Source organism: Polaromonas sp. P1_G2 (assembly GCF_056405515.1).
On the sequence record NZ_JBFUBY010001302.1, the window covers coordinates 1 to 427 of the forward strand.

At 60.4% G+C, this 427-nt stretch carries 1 protein-coding gene; it reads right to left on the reverse strand.

The annotated features are described in order from the left end of the window. Positions 1-20: 20 nt before the first annotated feature. On the reverse strand, positions 21-427 hold a 407-nt coding region (locus AC1D0P_RS30245; RefSeq protein ID WP_477680106.1), incomplete at its 5' end, for an ATP-binding cassette domain-containing protein.

The following is a 427-nucleotide window of genomic DNA, read 5'->3' on the forward strand; positions in this document are numbered from 1 at the left end:
AATTTGAGGCTTGCAGGGCGTTAAACCGCGAATTCTGCGGATTGCTGCCAGACTGCAACATCGCCGGCGAACACATTGCGGCCATTGCGAATTTCCACGACGCGGTCGGCGAGCCGGGAAATTTCCTGGGCGTCATGCGAAATCATCAGCACCATCATTTGATTGTCCCGCTGCAACCGGACGAGCAGCTCGCCCATGCCGATCCGCAATGTTTCGTCGAGACTGGCAAAGGCCTCGTCGAGCAGCAGGAAGGGTCGTTTGCGCACCAGAGCGCGGGCAAAGGCGACACGCTGCCGCTCGCCGCCCGACAATTGCTGCGGCATGCGCTTTTCGAAGCCGGCCAGGCCGACATCGGCAAGCGCGTTCGAAATCCGCGCCTTGTCATTGGTGCCGAGCTTCAAGGAAGGCGACAGACCAAGCGCCACAT